We start from the raw sequence: 18,347 nt of genomic DNA, 5'->3' as shown, positions 1-18,347 counted from the left end.
CGCCTCAATAGCCGACCTTCAGCGTGAACATCACGTTTCGCGGCGCGCCGTACCAGCCCTGGTTGTAGAAGCCGATCTGCGAGTAGTAGTGGCGGTCAAACAGGTTGTTGATGTTGACCGCCGCCGACACATTGGAACTGAACTGGTAGCGCGCCATCAGGTTCACCAGCGCGTAGCTGGGCTGCTCCACCGGCACCCGGCGATTCCCGGGCGCGGTGGCGGTCTGGTACATGCGGTTCTGCCAGTCCACGCCACCGCCGATCGTCAGCCGGTCCCAGGCACCCGGCAGCCGCCAGGTGGTGAACAGCTTGAACAGGCTGCGCGGCTTGGCAGTGTTGATCGCACGGCCCTGCGCGTCCTGCGCGATGAAGGTGGTGAAGCTGGTGCCCAGGCTCCAGCCCGGCAGCGGCTCGCCGGCCAGTTCCAGCTCCAGGCCGTCCACGGTTGCGCCCTTCACCGCGCGGTAGGCCGCTTGTGTGCTGCCTTCAACCAACCCACCGGTGGCTTCGGCCAGGTTGTCCTGTTGGGTGCGGAACAACGCCGCCGACGCATTCAAGCGTTCCTGCAGCCAGCTGCCCTTGAGGCCCAGCTCGTAGCTGCGGCCGCTGACCGGGTCGAGGATCTGTCCGGATTCATTGCGGTTGTTCTGCGGCTTGAAGATGCCGGTGTAGCTGGCGTACACGCTGCTGTAGCCGTTGAGGTCCCAGACCACGCCTGCATACGGTACGAACTCGTTGCGGTAGCGGTACTTCCGCTTGGCGCCGAAGTAGACCTGATCGGTCTCCCAGTTGCTCAGGCGGGCACCGACGATCACGTGCAGCGGATCGGCCAGCGACAAGCGCGCCACCGCGTAGGCACCGCTCTGATGGTTGTCCAGGTCATCGGCCTGGGTCTTGCTGCTGGCCCACGTCGGCTCCGGCGTGCCCGGCCCGTGCCAGTCCAGATAGCTGGCCAACGGCGGCAGCGGCGCCAGCGCGCGGTACTGGCCGAGCGCGATCTCGTCACGCGAACGCGACCAGCCGATGGACGCCGTGTGCTGGCGGCCGAACAGCTGGAACGGACCGGTCAGGCTGGCGCTGATCGCTTCGCGGCGCACCGGACCGTCGTAGCGGGTGAAGCTGTTGCCAGTGGGCATCGCCCCGGTCACCGGATCGGGATAGCCGCCCCGGTAGAGATGCTTCATCTCCATGTCGGTATGCGAGCGGCTGTAGGACACGCGTGCCTGCCAGTCGTTACCGAAGCGATGGTTGAAGTCGAAGAAGCCGTTGCGGGTATCGGTGGTCATCCGTGCCCACGGCGCGGTGGCCGATACCGAGCGGTCGAAGCGGGTACGCGTGCCGTCGGCGTTGAACAACGCGAAGCCGCTGCCGAAGCCACGGTTGTCGCTGCCCTGGTAGGAGATACCGGCGATCAATCCGGTGTCCTCGCCCAGATCCACACTGACCACGCCGTAGAGTGTCCTTGCGGTGCTGTCCAGGCCGGCGGTGTAGCTGTCACCCTCTGCGTGCGCGGCCACCAGGCGACCACGCACGCGTCCTTCCCGGCTCAACGGGCTGGACACATCCGCCCACGCGCGCCGTGCGTCCCAGCTGCCGAGGCTGATGCCACCACTGGCAGCGAACTCGCGCAGCGGGCGCTTGCGCACATAGTTCACCGCCGCCGAGGGATTGCCGGCGCCGGTCATCAGGCCATTGGCACCGCGCACGATCTCGATGCGGTCGTACACCACCATGTCCAGGTTGTTCTCGCCGAAGTTCCATGGCGACAACACCGGCATCACCACGCCATCGAACTGGTAGTTGTCGATGTCGAAGCCGCGTGCGGAGAACGAATAGCGGTTGGCGTCGCTGCGCGTGACCGAGATGCCGGGTGCGGTCGCCAGGGCATCGGCGGTGCTGAGCAGGCCACGGTCCTCGATCTGCTGGCGGGTGACCACGCTGACGGATTGCGGGGTCTGCCGCGAGGTCAGTGACAGCCCGGTCGCCGTGCCCATCGAATCGGTGGTGTACGAACGCGACGTTTCGGTGCTGCCATCAAGGTCGGCAGTGACCTGCACGGTCGGGAGCTGGGAGGTCGTCGCGGCAGGGGCGCGTTCGGCGGCGTGGGCAGCGTTGAACAGCGCCAGGGTCGTGCCGATGGCGGTAGCCAGGGCACACGGGCGGAAGCAGGCAGGCATGGGAGATCCAGCGGGAAGGAAAGGCTGGATGAGAATTATTGTCATTTGAGCGTGAGCACACGTATGCGCGGACGCAGCAGGCGTATGCGCACTGCCGACGATGGCCCGGACTCAGCGAAGCTCGCTGGGTGCGATGCCGTAGCGCGCGCGGAATGCGGTCGCGAAATTGGTGGCGTGCCGGTAGCCGACGAAATGCGCGGCCTGCTGCACGCTGCAGCCTTGCCGCAGCTGCTCGCAGGCCAACTGCAGGCGCCGCTCGCGCAGCCAAGCGAACACCGAACACCGGTGCACCTGCTGGAACTTCAGCCGCAGGCTGCTCGAGCTCATGCAGGCCAGGCGCGCCAGATCCTCCAGGCTGTGGTCGGCGGCCGGCGCCGCCTGCAGGCAGTCGATCACCCGCTGCAGCATGCGGCGATCACGTGCTGAAACGCGCAGGTCGGGCGATGCCTCCGGTGCCGGCGCGCCCAGCGCCATGGCCAGCATCTGCAGGCCAATGCCTTCGCACAAAAGTGCATGCATTGCGCCCTGCCAGGTGCCCGACAACACCTGGTCGGCGGCGTGCTCGAGATGCCCGGGCACCTGCCAGCTGCGCAGCTGCTGGCCACCGCTGCGATGCGCGGCGGATAGCAGTTCGGTGATGATCGGATCGTCCAGCTCGGCCGGTGCGTCCAGCGAGACATTCAGGCTGCGCATCCGTTGGCCCGCTGGGTGTATCGCGGTCATCGGCGTAGCGTCGGCCCGCACCATCGCGCCAGCGCCCGGACCCATGCCGATCACCGCCTGCCCCGCCAGGCGCGCACCTGCGCGGCCCTCCAGCATCACGATTGCCGAGAAGGCAGGCGGCGACTCGGACGTGGCCTCGAACGGCTGGCGTGCGATCACGTCCGATAGCGCCAGATGGACGCCCGGACGCAGGCGACGCTGCTCGACCCTGCCCTGCACCACGCAATCCTCGCCCGACAGATCGGAAGCCGCCCGCGCAGGCAGCCGATAGCGGAAGCCGCTGCTGCGGCCCAGGCGGTCGAGGTCGGCCAGGGTGAGGCTGTGCATGGTGCGCCCGTGAAGAATCACCCGCCATTCTCATATGAGAACCGTTCTCATATCCAGTCCCGATGGCAAGGCCCAATCCGCCCTTGTCGATACAAATAGTTACGTTATAACATTTCACATCAACTTCACGGATCGTGTCATGCGCCGCCATCTCCTTGCTGCAGCCATTCTGTTCGCCGTCCACACCGCCCAGGCCGCGAACGAACCCACCCTTCCCACCCTCCAGGTCCAGGCCTCCCAACCCTCGCGCATCGACAGCCGGGTCACCGTCGACAATCCGCAGGCACAGAATCGCACCCTCGGCGGCCTGCTCGAACACGTCTCCGGTGTGCAGAGCAGCGCCTTCGGGCCGAACGCGGGCGCCCCGGTCATCCGCAGCCTCAGTGGCAACCGCGTGCAGATCCTGCAGGACGGCCAGTCGATTCTGGGCATGAACGCGATCAGCGGCGACATCAACATCCCGTTCGATCCGCTGTTCGTACGCAGTGTCACCGTCAACAAGTCTTCCGACACCGTGCGCTACGGCGGCAATGCGATCGGTGGCAGCGTGGAGATCGACTCGGGCCTGATCTCGCGCAGCATGGAAGACAAGGACCAGTCGATGGAACTGGTCCTGCGCAAGGGCTTCAACGCGGCCGACGCGCAGGGCTTCCGCATGAACTTCAACAACCAGCGCAACGTGTCCACCAACCTGCAGGTGTCGCGCCAGCGGATCTCGCACTACGACATCCCCGGCAACAGCAAGGCCAGCGTCTGCAACACCAGGCTGTTCCCGGCCGGCGGGGGCGTCAATTCGGCACTGGCCGACGCCTGCCAGAAAGAGGCGCGCGTCCAGCAGCTCTACAACAAGGCCTCGCAGCCGTACATCGACCAGTTCATGACCGAGAACCCGGACTGGGCCGATGGTGATTTCTCCTTCTACACCAACAATCCGACGTCGGTCTGGCAGCGCCGCACCTACATCAATCCGGTCAACCCGGCCTACGTGCCCGGCACGCCGTCGTATGTGCAGAAGCAGATCAACAACGATGTGACGCCCGACTACCATCACCGGCTGGGCAACAGCTATGCGCGCAACAGTCAGGTGGCCTTCGGCTCGACCCTGTTCTTCGACCGTGGCTACGTGGGTGTCAGCATTGATGCCAAGGACAGCGAGTACGGCGTTCCAGGCTTCTCGATGCAGAACCTGTCGTTCGGTTCCAACTATGCCGATGGCCTGCCGGTGGGCGTGGTGATCAAGCAACAGCGCTACGCGCTGGAAGCCCTGCTGCGTGATCCACTACCGTGGTTCGAGCGCGCGGAACTCCGCGTTTCCAAGCTGGACAACACCTCAGGCGAGCGGCTGGGCGCCACCAAGGCCAACGACTACGATTTCGAGAGCACCCAGGCCGAGCTGCTGCTCAGCCATCAACGCATCGGCCCGCTCAGCGGCCTGCTCGGTTTCAGCCATCAGTCGCGTGATGTCACCGGCAGTGGTTCTCAGCGCTACCTGCCGGACGTGGACACCCGCAGCAATGCGGTGTTCCTGAAGGAAACGCTCGACTTCGGCTGGGCCACCTTCGATGCCGGCGTGCGTCACGAGCGCATCGACCACAAGCTGCAGCCCAGCCGCTTCAAGACCGCGCGCAATGCCGCCAACACCAAACTGCAGGACCGTGACTACCGGCTCAACAGCTACAGCCTGGGATCGTATGTCGAGCTCGGTCCGTTGTTCGCGGCCAAGGTGCGCTACTCGTCCTCGCAGCGCGCACCGGAGATCAACGAGCTGTATGCGAGCAATGCTCACTATTCGGTGATGACCCAGGAAGAAGGCAACCAGAACCTCGAACCGGAGCGCGCGAAAAACCTGGAACTGACCGGCCTGTTCCACCTCGGTGGTTTCGAGCTGTCCGCCACCGCGTACCGGATGAAGTACGAGAATTATCTCTACCTCGGCTACTCCGGCCTGCAGACCGCCAACCGCCTGCCACTGAAGTACTGGAAGCAGACCGACACCACGGTGAAGGGCTTCGAGATCGATGCTTCGCAGGCATTGGACCTGGGCCGCTTCGGCACGTTGAATGTGTCCGCCTTCGCCGACCTGGTGAAGAACAAGGCCGACCGCCCCGATTCGCTGCGTGCCCACAATGACGGCGAGTACCTGCCGAACATGCCGACCAACCGCTACGGTGCCAACCTGCAATGGCAGCGCGAGGGCTGGAAGGCGCAGCTGTCCAGCACCTACTACGACACGCAGAAGTACCTCGGCCGCAACGTGAGCGAGGAAGTGCCGCTGGATGCGTTCAACCTGGTCGACCTGCAGGTCAGTCGCGAACTGCCGGTACGCAACAGCTACATCGCCGGCGTGGAGGTGTTCGTCAACGGCAGCAACCTGCTCAATGAAGAAGCACGGCCGCACAATTCGCCGTTGAAGTACATCGCACCGTTGCCCGGGCGGGGCTTCCAGGTGGGTGTGACGGTGAAGCTCTGACAACCGGATGCATCGGTATACGCCTGCAGGCAGACGGCCTGCAGGCGTCGTCCATCGCACCCCCTGCGTGGTTGCGCCACGCTCCCCGGTTGATTCACCATCGGCAGAAAAGGAGAGCGTGATGAATTGGAAGCATGCGGTTTCACTGGCGCTGTTGTTGTCCGTTTCATCAGGCGCAAGTGCTGCGTCTGCGATCACCTACGACAAGGATGGCCGCTACGGCTATTCGATGAACCAATCTTCCCTCACCACTGCGATGCAGCAGTCGCTGCACTACTGCGCAGCGCGATCGCGCAATTGCGGTCAGTCCGCCAGCACCAGCAGCGAAGGCTATTCGGCCATAGCGACCGGCACGATTGCGTTGGGCTTTGCACTGGGTGAGAAGACCGCGGACGCCGCGCAGCGGAAGGCCGAAAGAATGTGCAGGGAACGTGCCAACGATTGCACGCTTGCCTTGCTGTGGCGGGAAACCCCACCTCGCTATCTTGAACCGCCACAGCTGCCTGGTGCGCCCGCTCCGGCACCAGCGGCGACGCCCGCGCCCATGCCAACGCCTGCCACCCGCACCGATCAGCCAGGATAGTCAGCTCCACGCCGGCTGTACTTTCGAGTGTCGGATAAAGAAAAACGCCTGCAGATCGAGGATCTGCAGGCGCTTCTTTGTATCTGGCGGAGTGAGAGGGATTCGAACCCTCGATAGAGCTTTTGACCCTATACTCCCTTAGCAGGGGAGCCCCTTCGGCCACTCGGGCATCACTCCGGGGTTTTCTCCGCGTCTGGTGCGTTGCACCTCAGCGGGGCGTGAATCATAACGTTAATCGAGTGCGAAGGTAAAGCGTTATTCGGCAGAATTTTCGCTACCGGTGCCACCGGCTTCGTCACCGCGCTGGATGCGCTGATAGATCTCTTCGCGATGCACAGCGACGTCCTTCGGCGCGGTGATGCCGATACGCACCTGGTTACCCTTGACGCCAAGCACGGTGACGCTCACCGAGTCTCCGATCATCAGGGTTTCGCCGACGCGGCGAGTCAGGATCAACATTTTTGTAAGTCTCCATGGAACCGTGTGGAAGGGTATCCCCCACCGGCTTGACGCTCCGTCAAGAAGCGCTACCACGACAAAGGGAAAAGATTCGCAATGGTACCGTCAGCCGTCCCGCTCCTACAAGGAGGGGGACGGCCAGGTTCATCACAGGCGGGGGCTGACCCATTCGACGACTGCAGCCAGCGCAGTGGCAAGGGCGGGCCCGTCCTCGCCACCACCCTGGGCGAGGTCCGGGCGTCCGCCGCCCTTGCCCCCGATCTGACCGGCGATATGGGACAACAGTTCCCCGGCCTTGACCTTGCCCATTGCGCTGCCGTTCACACCCGCGACCAGGGCGGCCTTGCCGTCCTGGGCGCCGGCCAGCACGATCACCGCATCGCCCAGCTGCTGCTTCAGGCGGTCCATGGCGTCACGCAGGGCCTTGGCATCGAAGCCCTCCAGGCGGGCAGCCAGCACCTTCACGCCGGCAACCTCGACCGCCTGGCCGGACAGATCGGCCGTGGCACCGGCGGCAACCTTGGCCTTCACGGCTTCCAGTTCGCGCTCCAGCTGCTTCTGGCGCTGGCCGAGGGCACGGATCTTCTCGACCACGTCGGCAGCGCTGCCGCCGAGCAGATCGGCGGCTTCGGCCAGGCGAGCCTCTTCGGCGTCCACGTAGTCCAGGGCGCCCTGGCCGGTGACCGCTTCGATACGGCGCACGCCAGCGGAGACACCGCCCTCGGAGGTGATCTTGAACAGGCCGATGTCGCCGGTGCGGTTGACGTGGGTACCGCCGCACAGCTCGGTGGAGTAGTCACCCATCTTCAGCACGCGCACGTGTTCGCCGTACTTCTCGCCGAACAGAGCCATCGCGCCAAAGTCCAGCGCTTCCTGCATGCCCATGGTGTGCACTTCGGCGGCGTTGTTGGCACGCACCTGCTGGTTGACCTTGCGCTCGATCACCGCCAACTCTTCCACACTGATCGGCTGGAAGTGCGAGAAGTCGAAACGCAGGCGGTCCGGCGCGACCAGCGAGCCCTTCTGCTGCACGTGGGTGCCGAGCACTTCGCGCAGGGCGGCGTGCAGCAGGTGGGTGGCAGAGTGGTTGAGGATGGTGGCGCCACGGCGCTCGCCATCGACCTGGCCGGACAGCACATCACCGACCTTCAGGCCGCCTTCGGACAGGGTGCCGACGTGGCCATGGAACTGGCCGGCGAACTTCTGGGTGTCTTCCACCACCAGGCGCACGCCGTTGCCGGTGAGCACGCCGGTGTCGCCGACCTGGCCGCCGGACTCGGCGTAGAACGGGGTCTGGTTGGTGATCACGATGACCGCATCACCGGCATCGGCCGACTGCACCGGACGACCGTCCTTGAGCAGGGCCAGCACGCTCAGGCCGTCGGCCTGCAGGCGGTCATACCCCAGGAATACGGTCGGGCTGAGGGTCGCCACCAGCTCGGCCGGCAGCGTCACGCCGCCACCGAACTTGCCGGCCGCACGCGCGGTCTCGCGCTGCTGCTCCATCGCGGCGTCGAAGCCGGCAATGTCGACGGTCAGGTCGCGCTCGCGGGCAATGTCCTGGGTCAGGTCGAGCGGGAAGCCATAGGTGTCGTACAGGCGGAACGCGTCAACACCCGGGATCACACCATTGCTGGCCTTGCCGGCCACGTCCTCGAAGATCTTCATGCCGGCATCGAGGGTTTCAGCGAAACGCTCTTCCTCGGCCTGCAGCGCACGGGTGACGGTATCCACCGCCGCCGGCAGTTCCGGGTAGGCCTCGCCCATCTGCTCGACCAGGGTCGGCACCAGCTTGCTGAAGAACGGCTGGCGCACGCCCAGCATCCAGCCGTGGCGCAGGGCGCGGCGGATGATACGGCGCAGCACGTAGCCGCGGCCTTCGTTGGACGGCAGCACGCCGTCGACGATCAGGAACGAGCAGGCACGGATGTGGTCGGCGATCACGCGCAGCGACTTGTTCTCCAGGTCGGCGGTGCCGGTCAGTTCGCTGGCTTTGCGGATCAGGGCCTGGAACAGGTCGATCTCGTAGTTGGTGTGCACGTGCTGCAGGATCGCCGCCAGGCGCTCCAGGCCCATGCCGGTATCCACGCACGGCGCCGGCAGCGGCACCAGGGTGCCATCCGGCTGGCGGTCGAACTGCATGAACACCAGGTTCCAGATTTCGATGAAGCGGTCGCCGTCCTCGTCCGGGGAGCCCGGGGGGCCGCCGGCGATATGGTCACCGTGGTCGTAGAAAATCTCGGTGCACGGGCCGCACGGACCGGTGTCGGCCATCTGCCAGAAATTGTCCGAAGCGAACGGTGCGCCCTTGTTGTCGCCGATGCGCACGATGCGCTCTTCCGGCACGCCGACCATGTCGCGCCACAGTGCGTACGCTTCGTCATCGGTCTGGTAGACGGTGACCAGCAGGCGCTCGGCCGGCAGCTTCCAGACCTGGGTCAGCAGTTCCCAGGCCCAGGCGATCGCATCCTTCTTGAAGTAGTCGCCGAACGACCAGTTGCCCAGCATTTCGAAGAAGGTGTGGTGGCGTGCGGTGTAGCCGACCTGGTCGAGGTCGTTGTGCTTGCCGCCCGCGCGCAGGCAGCGCTGCACGTCGGCCGCGCGCACGTAGCTGCGCTTCTCCGCGCCAAGGAACACGTCCTTGAACTGCACCATGCCGGAGTTGGTGAACAGCAGGGTCGGATCATTGCCCGGCACCAGCGGCGCCGACGGCACGATGGTGTGGCCTTTGCCCTTGAAGAATTCAAGGAAGTCGCTGCGGATCTGGGAAGTCGTGAATTTGGCGGATGCGTTCATTGGGGGCTGGCAGTCTGCGGGCCGGCGGGCCCGGACCACCGGCCGCGTTGGCCAGGGTCGCGAGGGACCGCCGAAAACCTAAAGGGTATCAGGCCCGGCGCCGCCAGTCTCAGTCATCCGGGTCGTAGCGGGTCGCACGGCGGATGCTGTCGCCGTCGAAGCCCCGCCGGGCCAGCAGATCGGCGGCCTTGCGCCGCTGCGTCAGGTCCTGCGGACCCGCCTCGCCGAAGCGTCGGCGGACCAGATCACGGGCATTTTCCTGCCAGTCGCCTTCATAGCTGTCCATCGCCGCCGCAATCGCGGCGCTGTCCAGTCCGTGGGTACCGAGTTCGGCACGGACATGGATCGGGCCATAACCGGTGTTGGCGCGCATCCGCACCAGGTTCTCGGCGAAACGGGTGTCGTCCTGCCAGCCAGCTTCGGTCAGCTTGGCGACAGCCGCCTGGGCGGCTTCATCTTCGATGCCACGTGCGGTCAGCTTGCGGGTGAGTTCCTTGCGCGAGTGCTCGCGGCGGACCAGCAGGCCCAGAGCGCGTTGCACGGGCGTCTGCTCGCGCGGCCGGCGCTTGCGGCCGGTGGGAATGTCGTCGGCGTCGGACATCGGTGCTCCAAGGGTGGCGCCATCCGTGGCGCCCTGCCCATCCCTGGGCGATTCGAACCTGCGGGACAGGGCGACGTCACTGACGGCGCCGCCCTGCCCCACAGCAAGCCTTATTCGTCGTCGCCTTCGTCGTCGCCTTCCTCACGGCTGGCTTCGGTCGGCTGGAACTTCTCGCGCAGCTCGGCTTCAAGCTTGGCAGCGACCGTCGGGTTGTCGCGCAGGTAGCCACGGGCGTTGTCCTTGCCCTGGCCGATGCGCTCCTCACCGTAGCTGTACCAGGCGCCGGCCTTCTCGACCAGCTTGGCGTCCACACCCATGTCGATCAGCTCGCCCTCGCGGCTGATGCCTTCGCCGTACAGGATCTCGGTGATGACCTGCTTGAACGGAGGCGCCAGCTTGTTCTTGACGACCTTGATCTTGGTCTGGTTGCCGATGATCTCGTCGCCCTTCTTGATCGCGCCGATGCGGCGGATGTCCAGGCGCACCGAGGCGTAGAACTTCAGCGCGTTGCCGCCGGTGGTGGTTTCCGGGCTCTGGCCCGGCATCATCACACCGATCTTCATGCGCAGCTGGTTGATGAAGACCACCAGGGTGTTGGAGCGCTTGATGTTGCCGGTCAGCTTGCGCAGCGCCTGGCTCATCAGGCGGGCCTGCAGGCCCGGCAGCTGATCGCCCATCTCGCCTTCGATTTCGGCCTTCGGGGTCAGCGCGGCGACCGAGTCGATCACCAGGATGTCCACCGAACCCGAACGGACGAGCATGTCGGCGATTTCCAGCGCCTGCTCGCCGGTATCCGGCTGCGACAGCAGCAGGTCATCCACGTTCACGCCCAGCTTGGCGGCGTAGATCGGGTCCAGCGCGTGCTCGGCGTCGATGAAGGCCGCGGTGCCGCCCATCTTCTGGCATTCGGCGATGGCCTGCAGGGTCAAGGTGGTCTTGCCCGAGGATTCCGGCCCGTAGATTTCAACGACACGGCCCTTCGGCAGACCACCAATGCCCAGCGCGATGTCGAGCATCAGCGAACCGGTCGGGATGGCTTCGACGGGTTCGACCACGCGGTCGCCCATGCGCATCACCGAGCCCTTGCCGAACTGCTTTTCGATCTGGCCCAGAGCTGCAGCGAGGGCGCGCTTCTTGTTCTCGTCCATCGGATTGGTCCTTGCAGAGGTCGTGTCGTTGGAGGTGCTGTCTTTGGGGGTCTTCTTTGCCATGGGTTCACTTTAAGTCGGACGTATCGCACAGGCTGAGATTCTGCCCGGCGCTCTGAAAAGAATTATCGGACATCCGTACCAACCTCAGTGGAACCAGAGAATCGCCACAAAAGACCGCGGGGTAATGCGCTATGGAACGGGTCAACGGTTGGGCCGCAGCAGGCCGCAATAGAGGCCCTCGATCGAGAAGTCCTGATCCGGCAGCACCTCGATCGGCTTGTAGTCGGGGTTGCGCGGCAGCAGGCGGATACGATCCTTGGCGATCTTCAGCAGCTTGACGGTGATCTCGTCATCGATGCGGGCCACCACGATCTGTCCGGAATGAGCATCGCGGGTGCGGTGCACACCGATCAGGTCACCGTCGAAGATGCCCTCGTCGATCATCGAATCGCCCTGCACCTTCAACAGGTAATCCGGTGCCGGCGAGAAGAACACCCGGTCCAGCACCACGAAGTCGTCCGAGCCGATATCGGCACCGATCGGCAGGCCGGCTGCGACACGGCCCAATACCGGCAGGCGCAGGACGTTGTCGGGCAGGCCCGGCTCGGCCAGCTTCTCGACCGGTGGCGCCTGTACCAGGCGGATGCCGCGGGCCTGGCCCGGGATGCGACGGATCGCACCGGCCTGCTCCAGGGCTTCCAGGTGGTACTGGGCCGCGCGCACGCCCTTGAAGCCAAACGCACGTGCGATTTCAGTCTGCGACGGCGGCGCGCCTTCGCTCTCGATACGCTCGGCGATCAACTGCAGGATCGCCTGCTGGGTGTCGGTCAGGTCCATGGTTAGTAGTATTACTACTAACATGCGGAACTGCAAGTGCCGGAGACGACAGACAGGCGATGGGGGATCTGTAGTGCCGGGCCATGCTCGGTGATCGGGCGAATGGCCGGGCGGCAAATGCAAAGGCGAAGGCAGCCGACCAGCGGTCGGCTCTACAGGAATCGCTGCGCGATTCCGCGGTTCCCAGGGGGAACCGCTGCGGTAAACACACTCACGTGTGTTTACCGCTTCTCCATATCGAAAACAGGATCCAGACGCCGCAGAAGCCGGCGCCGATGAAGCCGCACACGCCCAGTGCCAGCAGCCAACGGCTGGAGACGCCGCCAACGCTGTGCATCACGATCGACGAGCCGATGATCAATGCGGCGGTGACGATGCCCATCACCAGCCGGTTCGCCGCACGGTTCACCTGCTCGCCGAAGCCCTGCAGCGCCGTGGTTTCCACCTTCAGCTGCAGGCGCCCACGGCGGGCGGCCTGGACCAGCTTGCGCAGGTCGCGTGGCAGTTCACCGGCGAAGTCGACCAGACCCAGCAGGCTGCGGCGGCCGCGCTTGAGCAGGGCCTTGGGCGCATAGCGCTGCAGCACCACCCGTTCCAGGAACGGGCGCGCGGCACTGGCCATGTCGAAATCCGGGTCCAGCTGCCGCCCCATGCCTTCCAGGGTCAGGAACGCCTTGATCATCAGCGCCAGGTCGGCCGGCAGGGTCAGGCTGTAGCTGCGCAGCAGCTGGGTGATGTCGCCCAGCATCAGACCGATGCGCAGGTCCTTCAGCGGCACGCCACGGTACTGGTCGACGAACTGGCTGATGTCGTGCTGCAGCCGGTTCTCGTCCACTTCCACGCCGCCGGCCCAGTCCAGCAGCACGTCGGCCACACCCTGCGGGTCCTGCTCGACCAGCCCGTGCAGCAGCTGCGCGACCTGGAAGCGCCGCACTTCCGACAAGGCACCGACCATGCCGAAATCGATCACACCGATCCGGCCGTCACGCAGGTAGATGATGTTGCCGGGGTGCGGGTCGGCATGGAAGCTGCCGTCCTCCAGCACCATCTTCAGCACGATGTCGGCTCCACGCCGCGCCAGTTCGCGCCGGTCCAGCCCGGCCGCATCGACGCCGGCCAGGTCACGCCCTGGAATGCCGTCGACGAAGTCCTGCACGTTGAGGCTTTCGCAGGTCCACTGCCAGTGCACGTCGGGAATCAGGATGTCGTCGCGGCCTTTGAAGTTGCGCGCGATGCGCTCGGCATTGCGGCATTCGGCGGCGAAATCCAGCTCGCGACGCAGCGACACGGTGAACTGCTGCACCACCTCGGCCGGGCGATAGCGGCGCAGGTCCGGCAGGCGCGCCTCGACGATCTCCGCCAGGCGGGCCAGCAGCCGCAGGTCGGCCTCGACCACATCGCGGATGCCGGGGCGACGCACCTTCAGCACCACCTCGCGACCGTCATGCCGGCGCGCGCGGTGGGCCTGCGCCAAGGAGGCGGCGGCCATCGGGGTTTCATCGAGGAAGGCGAACACTTCTGAAGGCGATGCGCCAAGGTCGGCCTCAAGCTGCTCGCGGATATCCGCGTACGGCAGCGCCGGCACTGCGTTCTGCAGTTCAGAGAGCTCGGCGATCCATTCCGGCGGCAGCAGGTCGACGCGCGTCGCCAGTACCTGGCCGAGCTTGACGAAGGTCGGGCCGAGATCCTGCATCGCGCTGCGCACGCGCACCGGCGCGGTCATCCGCAACAGTTCCTGCCGCTCCTCGTTCCAGTGCAGCAGGCGCCCTGCCCGCTCCAGCGTGCTGGCCAGGCCGATGCGCCGCACCACGTCGCCGAAGCCATAGCGGATCAGGACGACGGCGATTTCCTGCAGTCGGCCCAGGTCACGGACCGTGCCCAGCGTTTCCCACATCATGCGTGCTCCGGACGATTACCGGAGCAGCATGTCACAGCTGGGCGTCGATACCGCGCAATGCCGCCGCCACGGTTTGCCGGCGGATGGCTTCGCGGTCGCCGTCGAACTGGAACAGCTCGGCACGGGCGTAGCCACCGCGGCGCTTCCAGCCAATCCAGACGCTGCCGACAGGCTTGTCCGGGCTGCCGCCACCAGGACCGGCGATGCCGGTCACCGCCACGGCGATACCGGCGCCGGAATTGACCAGCGCACCGGACACCATTTCCAGCACGGTTTCGCGGCTGACCGCGCCGAACTGCTCCAGCGTCTGCGCACGCACGCCCAGCAGGCGCTGCTTGGCCTCGTAGCTGTAGACCACCATGCCGCAGTCGAAGAACGCCGAGGAACCGGCGATGTCGGTCATGCACTTGGCGATCCAGCCACCACTGCAGCTTTCAGCGGTCACCAGCTGCAGCGAGGCATGCTGCAGGCGCTGCCCGAGCGCGGCGGACTGGGCGTTGAGTTCAGCGTCGGTGGGAATGGACATCGGCATGACGGTGGGGTGAAGAACCTGCACGTTGTACCGCAGATGACAGCGGGATGTCGCGCCCCTCCGGCACGGTTGCGCTGCCGGCCAGCGGCCGGCACTACCGGGCATGGGCCGCTACCTCACCACTCCGGCAGTTTCTCCGGCAGCAGCGCCCGGATCGGCGCGCCGTCGGCACTGGCAGCCAGTTTTTCGGCTTCGGCAATCGGCAGGTCGACCTGCAGCAGCCAGCCGTCTTCGTCGGCCTGCTCGCTGCGGATCACTTCCAGCTGGTGCAGGCGCGCACGCAGGCGGCCGGCATCCGGCGGCAGGCGCAGTTCGCCGGTGACATGCTGCAGGCCCAGGCGCTTGCCCAGCACCGCCTGCAGCAGCTCCAGGCCCTGCCCGTCACGCGCGGAGATCCACACCCGCTCCCGGCGCGACTCATCCGGGATACCGTCCTGGCCATCGTGGCGGACGTCGGCACCTTCGATGCGGTCGATCTTGTTGAACACCAGCAACTGCGGCAGATCACCGGCACCGACCGCGGTCAGCACCTCGTCCACCTGGGCGATGCGCTCCTCGCGGTGCGGATCGGCGGCGTCGACCACGTGCAGCAGGAAATCGGCCTCGCGCGCCTCGGACAGGGTCGAGCGGAACGCAGCGACCAGGTCATGCGGCAGATCGCGGACGAAGCCGACGGTGTCGGCCAGCACCACGTTGCCGCCCGGCACCGCGATGCGGCGCACGGTCGGGTCCAGCGTGGCAAACAGCTGGTCGGCGGCGTAGGCCTCGGCGCCGGTCATGGCGTTGAACAGGGTCGACTTGCCGGCGTTGGTGTAGCCCACCAGGGCGACACGCGGCAGCTCGCTGCGCACGCGCGCACGGCGCATCTGGGTGCGCTGCACCTCGACCTTTTCCAGCCGCTTCTGCAGCTGCTCGACCCGCTTCTGCAGCAGGCGGCGGTCGGTTTCCAGCTGGGTTTCACCCGGGCCGCGCAGGCCGATCGAACCGCCGCGCTGGCGCTCCAGGTGGGTCCAGCCGCGCACCAGCCGCGTGGCCAGGTGACGCAGCTGCGCCAGCTCGACCTGCAGCTTGCCTTCGTGGCTATGCGCACGCTGGGCGAAGATGTCCAGGATCAGGCCGGTTCGGTCGATCACCCGGCGCTCGAGGAAGCGTTCCAGGTTGCGCTCCTGGCCCGGGCTCAACGCATGGTTGACCAGGACCAGGTCGGCACCGCTGGCGTCGGCCGCGGCCTTGATCTCGTCCAGCTTGCCGCTGCCGATCAGGGTCGACGGATTCGGACGATCCAGGCGCGCGGTGATCGTCGCGGCGATGCTGGCCCCAGCCGAGCGGGCCAGATCACCGAATTCTTCCAGCACATCGTCTTCCAGCTTGCCGAAATGGGGCTGGATCAACAGGGCGTGTTCACCCTTTTTCGAGCGGTCAAACATTCACCGCTCCGGTATTACTCGTCTGCTTCATCACCTGCCTGACCACCTTCACCCGACTGCACGTAACCGCCACCCGGACCGACCTTCACGTTGCGTGCCGGAACGACCGTGGAAATGGCGTGCTTGTAGACCATCTGACTGACCGTGTTGCGCAGCAGGACCACGAACTGGTCGAACGACTCGATCGTGCCCTGCAGCTTGATGCCGTTCACCAGGTACACCGAAACCGGCACGCGTTCGCGCCGCAGTGCGTTCAAGAAAGGATCCTGCAGCGATTGCCCCTTGGACATTGCACACTCCTGATTATTGTTCTTATTGGGTTGCCGACGGTTGCCACGGCCCCCGAGCCGCCCGCCGACCGATGATGTTACACGGCTGGCGGGGGTTCAGCGTGCGACGAAGGTCGACACCGCGCCGGCAAGGCGCTCGTGGTCGATATGGGGGTCGAACCAGCGCGCATCAAGCTCGCCGCGCAGCCAGGTCAGCTGGCGCTTGGCCAGCTGGCGGGTGGCGAAGATGGCCTTGTCACGGAAGCGGGCAGCATCGCCCTCCCCGTCCAGGTACTCCCAGGCCTGGCGATAGCCGACCGCGCGCACTGCCGGCAGGTCCAGCGGCGCCTCCACGGCAGCCATTTCCGGCATCGCGCGCAACGCCCGCACCTCGTCGAGGAAGCCCTGCGCCAGCATGGCGTCGAAGCGTGCCTCGATGCGCTGGTGCAGCACCGCGCGGTCACGCGGCGCCAGGATCAGCTTGAGGGTGCGCACCGGCAACGGCGCCACGCCCGGCCGGCGCTGCCATTCAGTGATGGGGGTGCCGGTCAGGCGATAGACCTCCAGCGCCCGCTGGATGCGCTGCGGGTCGGTAGCATGGATGCGTGCGGCCGCCGCCGGATCGACTTGGGCCAGCTCTGCGTGCAGTGCCGCCCAGCCACGCTCGGCCGCCTCGGCGCTGAGTGCTTCGCGCGTCGCCGGATCGGCCTCCGGCATCGGCGACAGGCCCTGCAACAGGGCGCGGAAGTACAGGCCAGTGCCACCGGCCAGGATCGGCATCTTGCCGCGTGCCACGATGCCGGCCACGACCCGGCCGGCATCGGCGGCGAATTCGGCTGCCGAGTAGGTCTGCCAGAGATCGCGCAGGTCCAGCAGATGGTGGGGGGCCTGCGCGCGCTCGGCCGCATCCGGCTTGGCCGAACCGATATCCAGGTGCCGGTACACCAGCGCCGAATCGACGCTGACGATCTCGCCATCCAGCTGCTTCGCCAGGGCGATCGCGGTGGCGGTCTTGCCACTGGCGGTCGGCCCCATGACGGCGATCGCCAGCGGCCGCCGGTCGATGCCCATCAGTCTTCGTCCGGCCAGCGGATCGTCGGCGTGGCGTCGGCGCGTGGCGTCGGCACCGCCTCGACCGCCTGCCAGATCTTCAGCGCATCCACAGTGGCGGCTACGTCATGCACGCGCACGATGCGCGCACCACGCTGCACCGCGATCAGGTGCGCGGCCACCGACGCGGCCACGCGTTCGGACGGCGTGTCGCGGCCGGTCAGTTCCCCCAGGCTGCGCTTGCGCGACAAGCCGGCCAGCATCGGCACGCCCAGTTCCAGGAAGCGCTCGGAGCGCGCCAGCAGGGTCATGTTGTGGGCGGTGGTCTTGCCGAAGCCGAAACCGAGATCGACCAGCAGGTTCTTCTTCGCAATGCCGGCCATCTCGGCAGCGAACAGGCGCTGCACCAGGAAGCCATGCACCTCGGCGACCACATCATCGTAGTGTGGATCGGCCTGCATGTGGCCGGGTTCGCCCTGCATGTGCATCAGCACCACCGGCACGCCGGCTACAGCGGCGGCGTCCAGCGCCCCCTCCTGGCGCAGGCCGTAGATGTCGTTGATCATGCCGGCGCCAGCGGCCACCGCCGCACGCATCACCTCCGGCTTGAAGGTATCGATGCTGATCGGCACCTGGGTACGGGCGGCCAGCTGCTCGATCACCGGAATCACCCGGCGCAGCTCGTCCTCGACCGATACCGGGGCGGCGCCCGGACGGGTGGATTCACCGCCGATATCGAGCAGGTCCGCGCCCTCCTCGACCAGCTTCAGGCCATGTGCGACCGCGGCCTCGGTGGTGTCGTGCGCGCCGCCATCGGAGAACGAATCCGGAGTGACGTTGACGATGCCCATGACCCGGGCACGGTCGAGGCGCAGGATGCGGCCGGCGCAATCGAGCTGGGGCGAGGTATCGAACATGGGCAATCCTGCAGGGACAACGGCGGGTAGTTTAGTTCGGCAGGGCGGCGCCCTGCACCCGCAGAGGCCAGAGCGACAGCAACAGCAAGTGCGGCATTCCGTTGGATGGCGGGGTGGGTCCGGTTGCGGGGG

Annotated in this window: 15 protein-coding genes and 1 tRNA gene; 2 read left to right on the top strand and 14 right to left on the bottom strand. The window is 66.2% G+C overall.

Annotated features, from left to right (window positions below; all coding sequences use genetic code 11):
* Positions 1–4: 4 nt before the first annotated feature.
* Together N5D91_RS14770 and N5D91_RS14765 are read right to left on the bottom strand one after the other, a co-directional pair.
* Positions 5–2,176, bottom strand: coding sequence for a TonB-dependent siderophore receptor (locus N5D91_RS14770; RefSeq protein ID WP_164162090.1), 2,172 nt, complete (start codon positions 2,174–2,176; stop codon positions 5–7).
* Positions 2,177–2,287: 111 nt separating this feature from the next.
* The gene (locus tag N5D91_RS14765; RefSeq protein ID WP_153855152.1) at positions 2,288–3,226 is read right to left on the bottom strand and encodes a helix-turn-helix transcriptional regulator; all 939 of its coding nucleotides are present in this window, start codon (positions 3,224–3,226) and stop codon (positions 2,288–2,290) included.
* A gap of 139 nt (positions 3,227–3,365) precedes the next feature.
* On the opposite strand from N5D91_RS14765, the gene N5D91_RS14760 reads away from it, so the two are divergent.
* Together N5D91_RS14760 and N5D91_RS14755 are read left to right on the top strand one after the other, a co-directional pair.
* The gene (locus tag N5D91_RS14760) at positions 3,366–5,696 is read left to right on the top strand and encodes a TonB-dependent receptor (RefSeq protein ID WP_180855343.1); all 2,331 of its coding nucleotides are present in this window, start codon (positions 3,366–3,368) and stop codon (positions 5,694–5,696) included.
* 121 nt (positions 5,697–5,817) lie between these two features.
* Positions 5,818–6,279, top strand: a complete 462-nt coding sequence (locus N5D91_RS14755; RefSeq protein WP_180855344.1) for a DUF4189 domain-containing protein — start codon at positions 5,818–5,820, stop codon at positions 6,277–6,279.
* An 84-nt stretch (positions 6,280–6,363) separates the two neighbouring features.
* On the opposite strand, the gene N5D91_RS14750 is transcribed toward N5D91_RS14755, so the two are convergent.
* The 12 genes from N5D91_RS14750 to folP form a co-directional block, all read right to left on the bottom strand.
* Positions 6,364–6,456 (bottom strand) — tRNA-Ser (locus tag N5D91_RS14750).
* 78 nt (positions 6,457–6,534) lie between these two features.
* Positions 6,535–6,738, bottom strand: coding sequence for a carbon storage regulator CsrA (csrA, locus tag N5D91_RS14745; protein WP_004152909.1), 204 nt, complete (start codon positions 6,736–6,738; stop codon positions 6,535–6,537).
* Between the two features lie 147 nt (positions 6,739–6,885).
* Positions 6,886–9,534: an alanine--tRNA ligase gene (alaS, locus tag N5D91_RS14740; RefSeq protein ID WP_180855345.1), complete on the bottom strand. Its 2,649-nt coding sequence runs from the start codon at positions 9,532–9,534 to the stop codon at positions 6,886–6,888.
* A 109-nt stretch (positions 9,535–9,643) separates the two neighbouring features.
* Positions 9,644–10,135 carry a recombination regulator RecX gene (recX, locus tag N5D91_RS14735; protein WP_014036760.1) on the bottom strand — a complete coding sequence of 164 codons (492 nt, stop codon included), beginning with the start codon at positions 10,133–10,135 and terminating at the stop codon, positions 9,644–9,646.
* Between the two features lie 110 nt (positions 10,136–10,245).
* Positions 10,246–11,283, bottom strand: a complete 1,038-nt coding sequence (gene recA / locus N5D91_RS14730; RefSeq protein ID WP_010484252.1) for a recombinase RecA — start codon at positions 11,281–11,283, stop codon at positions 10,246–10,248.
* A 204-nt stretch (positions 11,284–11,487) separates the two neighbouring features.
* Positions 11,488–12,123 carry a transcriptional repressor LexA gene (lexA, locus tag N5D91_RS14725; RefSeq protein WP_110711851.1) on the bottom strand — a complete coding sequence of 212 codons (636 nt, stop codon included), beginning with the start codon at positions 12,121–12,123 and terminating at the stop codon, positions 11,488–11,490.
* Positions 12,124–12,334: 211 nt separating this feature from the next.
* A complete protein-coding gene (gene ubiB, locus N5D91_RS14720) occupies positions 12,335–14,017 on the bottom strand; it encodes a 2-polyprenylphenol 6-hydroxylase (RefSeq protein ID WP_180855350.1) in 1,683 nt (560 codons plus the stop codon).
* 34 nt (positions 14,018–14,051) lie between these two features.
* Positions 14,052–14,546 (bottom strand): nicotinamide-nucleotide amidohydrolase family protein, encoded by a 495-nt coding sequence (locus N5D91_RS14715; RefSeq protein ID WP_180855346.1) that lies wholly within the window; start codon positions 14,544–14,546, stop codon positions 14,052–14,054.
* Positions 14,547–14,668: 122 nt separating this feature from the next.
* Positions 14,669–15,979, bottom strand: coding sequence for a ribosome rescue GTPase HflX (hflX, locus tag N5D91_RS14710; protein WP_180855347.1), 1,311 nt, complete (start codon positions 15,977–15,979; stop codon positions 14,669–14,671).
* Positions 15,980–15,993: 14 nt separating this feature from the next.
* A complete protein-coding gene (hfq, locus tag N5D91_RS14705; protein ID WP_004152891.1) occupies positions 15,994–16,269 on the bottom strand; it encodes an RNA chaperone Hfq in 276 nt (91 codons plus the stop codon).
* Between the two features lie 96 nt (positions 16,270–16,365).
* Positions 16,366–17,319 carry a tRNA (adenosine(37)-N6)-dimethylallyltransferase MiaA gene (miaA, locus tag N5D91_RS14700; RefSeq protein ID WP_180855348.1) on the bottom strand — a complete coding sequence of 318 codons (954 nt, stop codon included), beginning with the start codon at positions 17,317–17,319 and terminating at the stop codon, positions 16,366–16,368.
* Positions 17,319–18,215, bottom strand: coding sequence for a dihydropteroate synthase (gene folP, locus N5D91_RS14695; RefSeq protein WP_164162093.1), 897 nt, complete (start codon positions 18,213–18,215; stop codon positions 17,319–17,321). Before folP ends, miaA begins: the two co-directional genes overlap by 1 nt.
* Positions 18,216–18,347 lie beyond the last annotated feature (132 nt).

The organism is Stenotrophomonas sp. GD03794 (genome assembly GCF_029842145.1).
GTDB lineage: Bacteria > Pseudomonadota > Gammaproteobacteria > Xanthomonadales > Xanthomonadaceae > Stenotrophomonas > Stenotrophomonas riyadhensis.
This window is presented reverse-complemented; position numbering and strand designations above follow the sequence as displayed.